General features: G+C 70.7%; 11 protein-coding genes. 10 read left to right on the top strand and 1 reads right to left on the bottom strand.

Annotated features, from left to right (window positions below; genetic code table 11):
• The first annotated feature begins 106 nt into the window (after positions 1-106).
• From ITI46_RS30390 to ITI46_RS30370, 5 genes are all read left to right on the top strand, one after another.
• Positions 107-538 carry a guanyl-specific ribonuclease gene (locus ITI46_RS30390; protein ID WP_209243144.1) on the top strand — a complete coding sequence of 144 codons (432 nt, stop codon included), beginning with the start codon at positions 107-109 and terminating at the stop codon, positions 536-538.
• 307 nt (positions 539-845) lie between these two features.
• Positions 846-1775, top strand: coding sequence for a sugar kinase (locus tag ITI46_RS30385; protein ID WP_209243146.1), 930 nt, complete (start codon positions 846-848; stop codon positions 1773-1775).
• An 82-nt stretch (positions 1776-1857) separates the two neighbouring features.
• A complete protein-coding gene (locus ITI46_RS30380; protein WP_209243143.1) occupies positions 1858-2511 on the top strand; it encodes a bifunctional 4-hydroxy-2-oxoglutarate aldolase/2-dehydro-3-deoxy-phosphogluconate aldolase in 654 nt (217 codons plus the stop codon).
• Positions 2512-2625: 114 nt separating this feature from the next.
• Positions 2626-3855: a cytochrome P450 family protein gene (locus tag ITI46_RS30375; protein WP_209243142.1), complete on the top strand. Its 1230-nt coding sequence runs from the start codon at positions 2626-2628 to the stop codon at positions 3853-3855.
• Positions 3856-3961: 106 nt separating this feature from the next.
• Entirely contained in the window at positions 3962-4456 is a 495-nt protein-coding gene (locus tag ITI46_RS30370) for a GNAT family N-acetyltransferase (RefSeq protein ID WP_209243141.1), read from the top strand.
• Positions 4457-4507: 51 nt separating this feature from the next.
• On the opposite strand, the gene ITI46_RS30365 is transcribed toward ITI46_RS30370, so the two are convergent.
• Positions 4508-5554, bottom strand: coding sequence for a Gfo/Idh/MocA family protein (locus ITI46_RS30365; protein WP_280634863.1), 1047 nt, complete (start codon positions 5552-5554; stop codon positions 4508-4510).
• A gap of 108 nt (positions 5555-5662) precedes the next feature.
• Between ITI46_RS30365 and ITI46_RS30360 the strand changes: the two genes are divergently transcribed.
• From ITI46_RS30360 to ITI46_RS30340, 5 genes are all read left to right on the top strand, one after another.
• Positions 5663-6382 carry a GntR family transcriptional regulator gene (locus ITI46_RS30360; RefSeq protein WP_307808387.1) on the top strand — a complete coding sequence of 240 codons (720 nt, stop codon included), beginning with the start codon at positions 5663-5665 and terminating at the stop codon, positions 6380-6382.
• A gap of 203 nt (positions 6383-6585) precedes the next feature.
• Entirely contained in the window at positions 6586-7563 is a 978-nt protein-coding gene (locus tag ITI46_RS30355; protein ID WP_209243139.1) for a sugar ABC transporter substrate-binding protein, read from the top strand.
• A complete protein-coding gene (locus ITI46_RS30350; RefSeq protein WP_209243138.1) occupies positions 7560-8651 on the top strand; it encodes an ABC transporter permease in 1092 nt (363 codons plus the stop codon). Before ITI46_RS30355 ends, ITI46_RS30350 begins: the two co-directional genes overlap by 4 nt.
• Entirely contained in the window at positions 8648-9478 is an 831-nt protein-coding gene (locus ITI46_RS30345) for an ATP-binding cassette domain-containing protein (RefSeq protein ID WP_247746823.1), read from the top strand. The genes ITI46_RS30350 and ITI46_RS30345 overlap by 4 nt, the downstream gene beginning before the upstream one ends.
• A 179-nt stretch (positions 9479-9657) precedes the next feature.
• Positions 9658-10752: an ROK family glucokinase gene (locus ITI46_RS30340; RefSeq protein ID WP_209243136.1), complete on the top strand. Its 1095-nt coding sequence runs from the start codon at positions 9658-9660 to the stop codon at positions 10750-10752.
• The last annotated feature ends 84 nt before the right edge of the window (positions 10753-10836 follow it).

Genomic DNA, 10836 nt, shown 5'->3' with positions numbered 1-10836 from the left:
ATGTGCCGCCCGCCCCCTCCGCCTCGTCCCTCTTACGTGTGAACGCGCGGCAAAATTCTGTGAGTTGGCATTGACATGCCATCTACGCGCGTCACCATAGGGTGACATGAGATTCCCCCCACGCCTCAGCCGTATCGGTGCCGTCTCAGCACTCGCCGCCGCCGTGTTCGTCGGCGGTCCGGCCCTCACCACCGCGCCCGCGTCCGCGGCGCCGGTGGCGCACTCCGTGGTCGCGGCACCGCAGATCACCGACGTCGGCGACATCTGTCAGTCCAAGCTTCCGCCGGAGGCCCACGACACCCTCGACCTCATCGAAAAGGGCGGGCCCTACCCGTATCCCCAGGACGGCACCGTCTTCGAGAACCGCGAAGGCATCCTGCCGGACCAGGAGCAGGGTTACTACCACGAGTACACCGTCAAGACCCCTGGTTCCGACGACCGCGGTGCGCGTCGCATCGTCACCGGCGATAAGGACCAGGAGGACTACTACACGGCCGATCACTACGAGTCCTTCGACCTGATCGACTACACCTGCTGACCCGGCGGCGTCCCGGACAACCCCCCACCACGTGTGCTCCGCAGCCTCGCTGCGGAGCACACGCGCGTGAGGGGGCACGTCCCGCAACCCGCGACTGAAAACGATCAGGCAGCGGTTGTCCCGTATTGGGCCGACGGCCGCCGCTTTGCGGGTAACGTTCATCCCTTACCCCAAGGTGTCCCGCCACCCGGGGGTGGCTTACCCGGCGTAAACGGGTAACGTTCCCCACAGAGAGTGATGCGTGGGCGGTAGATATGGGGAGTTACCGGTGAGAAACGGCCCGGAGGCGGTCACCTGCGGTGAGGCCATGCTGCTGATGCTCGCCGAACCCGGTCTCCCACTGGAACGCGCGGCCGGCTTCCGGCGTTCCGTGGCGGGCGCCGAGTCCAACGTCGCCGCGGGCCTTGCCAGACTGGGCCACTGGGCCCGCTGGATCGGCCGCGTCGGGGACGACCCGGCCGGTGAGGCCGTGCTGCGGGAGCTGCGTGCCGACGGCGTCGATGTCTCCTGCGCCGAGATGGACCCCGAATCGCCGACCGGCCTCCTGCTGCGCGACAGCCATCCGCACCGCTCCATCGATGTGCAGTACTACCGCTCCGGCTCGGCCGCCAGTCTGCTCAGCCCCGCGCAGATCACCCCCGAAGCACTGGCCGGGGTACGGCTCGTGCACGTCACCGGCATCACCCCGATGCTCTCCGACGACGCCGAGCAGGCCACCCACGCCCTCATCGAGGGTGCCCGGCAGGCCGGTGCCACCGTCTCCTTCGACCCCAACGTCCGCCGCAAACTGGGTACCGAACACGAGTGGATACGGCGCGTCGGCCCGCTGCTGCGCGAGGCCGACCTCGTACTCGCGGGCGAGGACGAACTCGAACTGCTGCTGGGCGCGGGGCCCGACGAAGGGGCCAAGGCCCTGCTGACGCTCGGCCGCGCCGGCACTGTCGTCGTCAAGCACCGCGACCACACCGCCGTCGCGCACACCGCAGAAGGCCAGTGGCGGCAGCCGCCGTTCGAGGTCCCCGTCGTCGACCCGGTGGGCGCGGGCGACGCGTTCGCCGCGGGCTGGCTCTCCGCGCGGCTGCGCGGACTCGACCACCAGCGGGCCCTCGCCGAGGCGGCCTGCGTGGCGGCGCTCGTCGTCCAGACCCCCGGCGACATCGACGGGCTGCCCACGGCAGCGGCGCGCGACCGCGCGCTGGAGGCGTTCACCCGGGGCACCGACCCGGTGCACCGCTGACTTCACCGACCGCACCCAGTAAGGCCCGGTACGCGGGGGCCCTTGCCCCCATCCGACAGATCAAGAGAGGCGGCGAACTGCCGTGTACCGCTGGGAGATCACCAGAGCTGCGCTGGAACAGCGCGTCTTCGCCATCGTCCGTGCCGACAGCTACGAGAAGGCCACCGCCACGGCCGACATCCTGCTCGGCGCGGGGGTCACCAGCCTGGAGATCTCGCTGACCACCCCGTACGCGCTGGACGCGATCAGCACGCTGCGCCGCGAGACCGGCGACGACACGGTGATCGGTGCGGGCACCGTCCTGGACAGCGCCTCGGCGCGGCTCGCGGTGGACGCGGGCGCCCGCTTCCTCGTCTCGCCCAGCCTGGACGAGGAGGTCATACGCACCGGACACCGCTACGGCGTGCCCGTCTTCCCCGGGGTCGCCACCCCCACCGAAATGGTGCGGGCCCTCGAACTGGGCGCCGACGGGCTCAAGCTCTTCCCCGCCTCGCAGTACGGACCCGGCTGGCTGCGGGACGTACACGCCGCGCTGCCGCAGGCCCCCGTACTGCCCACCGGCGGGGTCACCGTCGAGGCGGCACCCGAGTGGATCGCGGCGGGCGCCGTCGCCTGCGGCATCGGCTCGGCGCTGACCGAGGGCGACGACCGGGAGACGGTCGCCAAGCGGGTCACCGACCTCCTCCAGCGGCTGGAGGACGCGGTGCCCAGAGAGGGCAAGGGCGGCAACGACTGAGCGGGGCGGGGTGGTTGCCGGCCGGCCGGGACCGGCTCCCACCCGCCGGGGCTGTCGCCGGCTGGCTGAAAACGCACCGGTGAAGTCCCGGACACCGGCTCCTACGCTCGCCATATGGCTGATCAGAGCGTGCTGGACCTGTGCCCGGACACCGGCGGAATCCTCGATCTCGCCGCGCTCGGCGACGACTTCGTCCGCGATCCCTACCCCGTCTACGCCGCGCTGCGCCGGCGCGGCCCCGTACACCACGTCAGGACACCGGAAGGGGCGCTCGCGTGGCTGGTGGTCGGGCACGAGGCGGCGCGCGCCGCCCTCACCGACGAGCGCCTGTCCAAGAGATGGGCGAACGCCTCACCGGACGCCGATGGCCTGACGGTCGCCCCCGGTACCCACATGCTGGTCAGCGACCCGCCCGATCACACCCGGCTGCGCAAACTGGTCTCCAAGGAGTTCACCCCGCGCCGGATAGCAGCGCTCGAACCGCGCATCAAGGAGCTGACCTCGGGCCTGCTGGACGCCATGCTGGCGAGCCCCGACGGGCGCGCCGACCTTGTCGCCTCCCTGGCCTTCCCGCTGCCGATCGCGGTGATCTGCGAACTGCTGGGCGTGCCCGACCTGGAGCGGGAGCGCTTCGCCGCCTGGTCCGACCACGTACTGAGCGCCGCGCCTGACGAGGAGAGACAGGACTCCGCGCAGGCGCTGGCCGGCTATCTGACCCAGCTGCTGGAGCGGCAGCGCGCGCAGCCCGGCGACGACCTGCTGAGCGTGCTGATCCGCACGAGCGACGAGGACGGGGACCGACTCTCCACCGACGAACTGCTCGGCATGGCCTGGCTGCTGCTGATCGCCGGATACGAGACGACCGTGGGGCTCATCGCCAACGGCACCCTCGCGCTGCTGCGCCACCCCGACCAGCTGGCCGCGCTGCGCGCCGACCCGGCGCTGCTGCCGGGAGCCGTCGAGGAGATGCTGCGCTACGACGGTCCGGTGGAGGTGTCCACCTTCCGCTTCACCCTGGAGCCCGTCGAGATCGGCGGCACCCTGATCCCCGGGGACGGGCAGCTCGTGCTGCCGGTGCTGGGCGACGCCGACCGCGATTCGAAGCGCTTCCCCGACGGCGACCGCTTCGACATCCGCCGCGAGGCACGCGGCCATCTCGCCTTCGGCCACGGCATCCACTTCTGCCTCGGCGCCCCGCTGGCCCGACTGGAGGCCCGGATCGCCTTCGAACTGCTGCTGGACCGCACCGCCTCACTGGAGCTCGACGCCCACCCCGCGGCCCTGGAGTGGCGGGAGGGAACGGTGTTGCGCGGCGTGAAGAGCCTGCCGGTGCGCTTCGGATAGCCGAGGTACCTGTGGTGGCTGGCCGGGTGCAGGGTGAGGTGGTGGACGGGGAACGTGTTGTGAAGCACGGAGCGGTGGCCGGGAGCCGGCTCGTAGGCTACCCGGCATGCGGATCAGACAGTGCCGGGAAGAAGACCTCGAGCTGCTCGACCAGCACATGCCTGCCCGCGGGGCGGCCTCGCACCATGAGGTGCGTTACGCGCGGCAGCGGGAGGGCATGGCCACCTTTCTCGTCGCCTGGCGGGACGGCCACCCGGTGGGGAGCTGCGAGGTCCGCTGGGAGGGGTGCGCGGCGCCGGAGGTGCGGGCGGCCCACCCGGGCTGCCCCGAGGTGAACGGGCTCGGTGTCTGGCCCGAGACCCTGCGGTCGCAGGGCATCGGTACCGCCCTCATCCGCGAGGCGGAACGGCTGGCCGCGGAGCGGGCGTGCCGGGTCATCGGTCTCGGCGTCGAGAAGAACAATCCGCGTGCCAGCGGGCTGTACCGTCGGCTCGGCTATCACGCTTCGGTTCCGTATCTGGACTGCTGGAGCTACGAGGACGGGGCAGGCGTCGTCCACCGGGTGGCCGACGCCTGCCTCTTCATGATCAAACCGCTCTGATCCGCCCCCTCGCCCCGGCGTGGGCCCCTTCGGGGCGCGCGGCGAACGGGCTCAGACGGCGGGGTCCTGCAAGGTGCTGAGCTCCACCGTGGTGCCCGTGGTGCGGGAGAGTTCGCAGGCTTCCGCGGTCAGCAGGGCAGCGAGGGCCTCCTGGCCGTCGCAGGGGTTGGGGATCTCTCCGCGCAGCGCTCTGATGAAGGCGGCGATCTCCGCCTCGTATGCGGGCCCGAACCGGTCGAGGAAGCCGGGCCAGGGTTTGTCCGGGGCCCAGGGCGCCGTCGGTTCCAGTGAGGTGAGCGGCGTGCGCGCGTCCAGGCCGACGGCGAACTGGTCCAGCTCACCGGCGAGCTCCATCCGCACGTCGTACCCGGCCCCGTTCATCCGCGTAGCGGTGGCCGTGCACAGGGTGCCGTCGTCCAGGGTGAGGAGCGCGGCGGCGGTGTCCACATCCCCCGCCTCGGCGAACATGGCGGGCCCGGCGGCGGAGCCTGCCGCGTAGACGGAGACGATCTCCCGCCCGGTCACCCACCGCACCGCGTCGAAGTCGTGTACGAGGCAGTCCCGGTAGAGCCCTCCCGAGTGCGGCAGGTACTCGGCGGGCGGCGGCGCCGGGTCCGAGGTGAGGGCCCGTACGGTGTGCAGCCGGCCCAGCCGTCCGGCCTGCACGGCTTCCCGTGCTGCGGTGTACCCGGCGTCGAAGCGCCGCATGAAGCCGATCTGCAACAGGGTGCCCGCCGCCTCGACTTCCGCCAGCGCCTCCCGGGTGCCGGCCAGGTCGAGCGCGATGGGCTTCTCGCAGAAGGTGGGGAGTCCGCGCCGGGCCGCCGTGCGGATCAGCTCGGCGTGCGAGGCGGTCGCCGAGGCGATGACCACGGCGTGGATGTCCAGTGAGAACAGCTCGGCGACGCTGGGCACCGAGGTGGCGTCGAGTGCGGCGGCCACCTCGACGGCGCGCATCGCGTCCGCGTCCGTGACCACCAGCTCTGTCACCTCGGGATGTGCGCTGAGTGTGCGGGCGTGCAGGGTTCCGATCCGGCCGGTGCCGATGAGTCCGATGCGCATGGCCCTAACCTGGCCCGCCGCACTCGACGCTGTCAACGTTTTGTCTTTTCGTCCTGACAATCGAATGTACGGTTCCCGCCGGAACGCAAGAGCACTACGCTCCCCTCCGTGGCCAAGAATGATCCGGTGGACCTGCAGCTCAGTGTGGACCGTGGCAGTCCCGTCCCGCTCTACTTCCAGCTCTCCCAGCAACTGGAGAGTGCCATCGAGCGCGGCAGACTGGCCCCGGGAAGCCTGCTGGGCAACGAGATCGATCTGGCGGGCCGCCTGGGGCTGTCCCGTCCCACCGTCCGGCAGGCCATCCAGTCCCTCGTCGACAAGGGGCTGTTGGTGCGCCGCCGCGGCATCGGCACGCAGGTCGTGCACAGCCAGGTCAAGCGGCCCATGGAGCTGAGCAGTCTCTACGACGACCTGGAGGCGGCCGGTCAGCGTCCGGCCACCCAGGTGCTGCGGCAGGACGTGGAGGAGGCGACGGCCGAGGTCGCCGCAGCGCTGGCAGTGCCGGAGGGCACCGAGGTGCTGCTGGTGGAGCGGCTGCGACTGGCCCATGGCGAACCGATGGCCCATATGCGCAACCATCTGCCGGCCGACCTGATCTCCCCGAAGGCGGCCGAGTTGGAGACGACGGGGCTCTACCGGCTGCTGCGCGGGGCCGGGGTGACGCTGCACTCGGCGCGGCAGACGGTGGGCGCGCGGGTCGCCGACGCGGCCGAGGCACAGCTGCTGGCCGAGGACGAGGGCGCTCCGCTGCTGACGATGCAGCGCACGACGTACGACGACACGGGGCGGGCCGTCGAGTACGGCTCCCATCTCTACCGCGCTTCCCGCTACTCCTTCGACTTCCAGTTGCTGGTGCGTCCCTGAGAGGTGTCTTCATGAGAGAGCCAGGCCGGGCAGGAGGGAACCCGTCGGACGGTTTCCGGCCAACGTGGCGGATACTTGGGCGAAGGTCCGAGGCGAGCTCTGCCGGTGACCGTTTCCGTATCCGTACCGAGAGAAGTGAACAGGTGGCCAGCGTGCTCAGGTCCCGGCGAAGGTCCCGTGGGTCCCGCAGATCCATACGCGCGATGGGGGCGGCGACGCTGGCCGCGGCGGTCGCGCTCGCCGGATGCAGCAGCACCGGCGGCAAGCGGGCCGAGGAGGCGCGGGAGAACGCGGCCTCCGGCAAGGCCAACGTGACCACCCCGCGCTGGAAGTTCGCGATGGTCACGCACTCCGGCGACGGGGACACCTACTGGGACATCGTGCAGAGCGGCGCCAAGCAGGCCGCCGCCAAGGACAACATCGAGTTCCTCTACTCGCACGACAAGGAAGCCGGCAAGCAGGCGCAGCTCGTCCAGACGGCGATCGACAAGAAGGTCGACGGCCTGATCGTCACCCTCGCCAAGCCGGACGCGATGAAGAGCGTCGTCAAGAAGGCCGTCAAGGCGGGCATTCCGGTCATCACCATCAACTCCGGGCAGGAAGTCTCCCAGGACTTCGGCGCCCTGACCCACATCGGCCAGGACGAGACGCTGGCCGGTGAGGCCGTCGGCCGCGAGCTGAACAAGCGGGGCAAGAAGAAGGCCATCTGCCTGGTCCACGAGCAGGGCAACGTCGGCCTGGAGCAGCGCTGCGACGGCGTCGAGAAGACCTTCGACGGCAAGGTCAAGCCGCTGTTCGTCGACGGCACCAACATGCCGGGTGTGGAGTCGTCGGTGGAGGCCAAGCTCCAGTCCGACAAGAAGGTCGACGCCGTCGTCACACTGGGCGCCCCGTTCGCGGCCACCGCCGCGCAGGCCAAGGAGAGCGCCGGCAGCAAGGCCGAGATCGACACCTTCGACCTCAACGACAAGGTCGCGGCCGGACTCAAGGACGGCACCATCGGCTTCGCCGTCGACCAGCAGCCCTATATGCAGGGGTACGAGGCCGTCGACCTGCTCTGGCTCCACCGCTACAACGCCGACATGCTCGGCGGCGGCAAGCCCGTGCTGACCGGGCCGCAGATCCTCACCAAGAAGGACGCCGGCAAGCTGGAGGAGCTGACGAAGCGGGGGACCCGATGACGGTCACGACCCAGCCCGGCAACCCCGAGGGCTCGGCGGAACCCGAGGACGCCGTCCCGCAGCCGCGCGAGGCCGACGAACGTCTGGTGCACCGGCCGCTGCCCGTGCGGCTGCTGCGCCGCCCCGAACTGGGGGCCGTGGTGGGCGCCGTCGCGCTGTTCGTCTTCTTCGCGCTGGTCGCCGACAGCTTCCTGCGCCCCTCCAGCATCTCCACGGTCCTCTACTTCTCCTCCACCCTGGGGATCATGGCGGTGCCGGTGGCGCTGCTGATGATCGGCGGGGAGTTCGACCTGTCGACCGGCGTGATGGTGACGTCCTCGGCGCTCGCCTCCTCGATGTTCAGCTACCAGATGACGGCCAACACCTGGGTGGGTGTGGGGGTGTCGTTGCTGGTGACGCTGGCGCTCGGGTTCTTCAACGGCTTCATGCTCACCCGGACGAAACTGCCCAGCTTCATCATCACGCTGGGCACCTTCCTGATGCTGACGGGTCTCAACCTCGGCCTCACCAAGCTGATCAGCGGCAAGGTCACCACCAAGAGCATCAGCGACATGGAAGGCTTCGACTCGGCGAAGGCCGTCTTCGCCTCCACGCTCACCCTCGGCAGTGTCGACCTGCAGATCACCATCGTGTGGTGGCTGGCGCTGGTGGCGGTGGCCACCTGGATCCTGCTGCGCACCAACATCGGCAACTGGATCTTCGCGGTCGGCGGCGGGGTGGACGCGGCCCGCGCGGTCGGTGTCCCGGTCGCCCGTACGAAGATCGGGCTGTATCTGGGCGTGGCGTTCGCGGCCTGGATCTCGGGCCAGCATCTGCTGTTCAACTACGACACGGTGCAGTCCGGCGAGGGCGTCGGCAACGAGCTGATCTACATCGCCGCGGCCGTCATCGGCGGCTGTCTGCTGACCGGCGGCTACGGCTCGGCCGTCGGTGCCGCCGTGGGCGCGCTGATCTTCGGCATGGCCAACAAGGGCATCATCTACGCGCAGTGGGACCCGGACTGGTTCAAGTTCTTCCTCGGCGCGATGCTGCTGCTCGCGACGCTGCTGAACGCATGGATCCGGAAGCGGGCGGAGGCGACCCGATGAGCGAGACGAGCACCGAGACGAGCACTGAGACGAGCGCCGGGCAGGCGGAGGAGAGCGGCGCCCTCGTCGAGTTGAGCGACGTCAGCAAGTTCTACGGCAACATCCGTGCCCTGGAGGGCATCTCCCTCCAGGTGCGCCCCGGCGAGATCACCTGCGTGCTCGGCGACAACGGCGCGGGCAAGTCCACTCTCATCAAGATCATCTCCGGGCTGCACCAGCACGACGGCGGCAGCTTCCGCATCCAGGGCGAGGAGACCCGCCTCGCCTCCCCGCGCGAGGCGCTGGACCGCGGCATCGCCACCGTCTACCAGGACCTCGCCGTCGTACCGCTGATGCCGGTGTGGCGGAACTTCTTCCTGGGGTCCGAGCCGACGACCGGGCGCGGTCCGCTGCGCCGCCTCGACGTGGCGCACATGCGGCGCACCACCCACAGCGAGCTGCTGCGGATGGGCATCGACCTGCGCGACGTCGACCAGCCGATCGGCACCCTCTCCGGCGGTGAACGGCAGTCCGTCGCCATCGCCCGCGCCGTGCACTTCGGCGCAAAGGTGCTGGTGCTGGACGAGCCGACGGCCGCGCTCGGCGTGAAACAGAGCGGCGTCGTGCTCAAGTACGTCGCCGCTGCGCGGGACGCCGGGCTGGGCGTCGTCCTCATCACCCACAATCCGCACCACGCCTATCTGGTCGGCGACCGGTTCGTGCTGCTCAAGCGCGGCGCCATGGCCGGGTCCTACGAGAAGGCCGAGCTGGAGCTGGAAGAGCTGGTGCGGCAGATGGCGGGCGGATCGGAGCTGGAAGAGCTCAGCCACGAGCTGGAGCGGGGCTGAGGGCCGGTTCCGGACCGGACCGGCCCCAAGCGCCCGTGCGCCGGACGACGTACGGTTGACCCCTGGCAGAATCGGGCGCGCCCGTAGGACCCCTCCCAGAGAGACGACCACTCTTGAACGCGGACAGCTTTCAGCGAGCAGACAGGGTCTACCGACGGCGGACGGGCCCCAGCCCCAGCGTGCTGCGGACCGTCAGCACCCGTGAGCGGCGCTCCCACCTGTCGGCTCCCCGCGTTCCCACCGTCGGCATCGACATCGGCGGCACCAAGGTCATGGCGGGTGTCGTCGATGCCGACGGCACGATCCTGGAGAAGGTGCGCGCCGAGACGCCGGAGAAGTCCAAGAGCCCCAAGGTGGTCGAGGACACCATCGCCGAGCTGGTCCTCGACCTCTCGGACCGGCACGACGTGCACGCCGTCGGCATCGGCGCGGCCGGCTGGATCGACGCCGACCGCTCCCGGGTGCTGTTCGCGCCGCATCTGGCCTGGCGTGACGAACCCCTCAAGGACGCGCTGACGGCCCGGCTGGCCGTCCCGGTGATGGTCGACAACGACGCGAACAGCGCGGCCTGGGGCGAGTGGCGGTTCGGCGCCGGGCGCGGTGAGGACCACCTGGTGATGATCACGCTGGGCACCGGCATCGGCGGGGCCATCCTGGAGGACGGCCGGGTCAAGCGGGGCAAGTACGGGGTGGCCGGTGAGTTCGGCCATATGCAGGTGGTGCCCGGCGGCCACCGGTGCCCGTGCGGCAACAGAGGGTGCTGGGAGCAGTACAGCTCGGGCAACGCGCTGGTGCGGGAGGCCCGCGAGCTGGCGGCTGCCGAGTCGCCCGTCGCCTACGGCATCATCGACCGGGTCGGCGGCCAGGTCGGCGACATCACGGGCCCGCTGATCACCGAGCTCGCCCGCTCCGGTGACGCCATGTGCACGGAGCTGTTCCACGAGGTCGGCTCCTGGCTGGGGGTCGGCCTGGCCAATCTGGCAGCGGCCCTCGACCCGTCCTGCTTCGTCATCGGCGGCGGGGTCAGCGCGGCCGACGAGCTGCTGATCGAGCCCGCCAGAGAGGCGTTCCGGCGCCAGCTGACCGGTCGCGGCTACCGCCCCGAGGCCCGGATCGTGAAGGCACAGCTGGGTCCCGAGGCCGGTATGGTCGGTGCTGCGGACCTCGCCCGGCTGGTTGCCCGCCGCTTCCGGCGCGCGAACCGCCGCCGGCTGGAGCGCTACGAGCGCTACGAGCGGGCGGCGGACAACCTCCGCCGGGCCGTCGGCCAGTGACCCGGGCCGCGACGGCCGCCGTGACGACATCCACCACACCCCCCGAGATGCCCAGCGCCATGCCGCACACGGACGACATCCCAC

It is taken from the genome of Streptomyces oryzae (genome assembly GCF_017676365.1).
In the GTDB taxonomy this organism is placed as follows: Bacteria; Actinomycetota; Actinomycetes; order Streptomycetales; family Streptomycetaceae; genus Streptomyces; species Streptomyces oryzae.
Note: the sequence above shows the minus strand (reverse complement) of the source record. Positions and strands in the feature narration are given on the sequence as shown.

Excerpts from the sequence above, each read along its gene's own strand:
- ITI46_RS30390 (WP_209243144.1), top strand. The coding sequence starts at position 107 with ATGAGATTCCCCCCACGCCTCAGCCGTATCGGTGCCGTCTCAGCACTC.
- ITI46_RS30385 (WP_209243146.1), top strand. The coding sequence starts at position 846 with ATGCTGCTGATGCTCGCCGAACCCGGTCTCCCACTGGAACGCGCGGCC.
- ITI46_RS30375 (WP_209243142.1), top strand. The coding sequence starts at position 2,626 with ATGGCTGATCAGAGCGTGCTGGACCTGTGCCCGGACACCGGCGGAATC.
- ITI46_RS30370 (WP_209243141.1), top strand. The coding sequence starts at position 3,962 with ATGCGGATCAGACAGTGCCGGGAAGAAGACCTCGAGCTGCTCGACCAG.
- ITI46_RS30355 (WP_209243139.1), top strand. The coding sequence starts at position 6,586 with ATGGGGGCGGCGACGCTGGCCGCGGCGGTCGCGCTCGCCGGATGCAGC.
- ITI46_RS30350 (WP_209243138.1), top strand. The coding sequence starts at position 7,560 with ATGACGGTCACGACCCAGCCCGGCAACCCCGAGGGCTCGGCGGAACCC.
- ITI46_RS30345 (WP_247746823.1), top strand. The coding sequence starts at position 8,648 with ATGAGCGAGACGAGCACCGAGACGAGCACTGAGACGAGCGCCGGGCAG.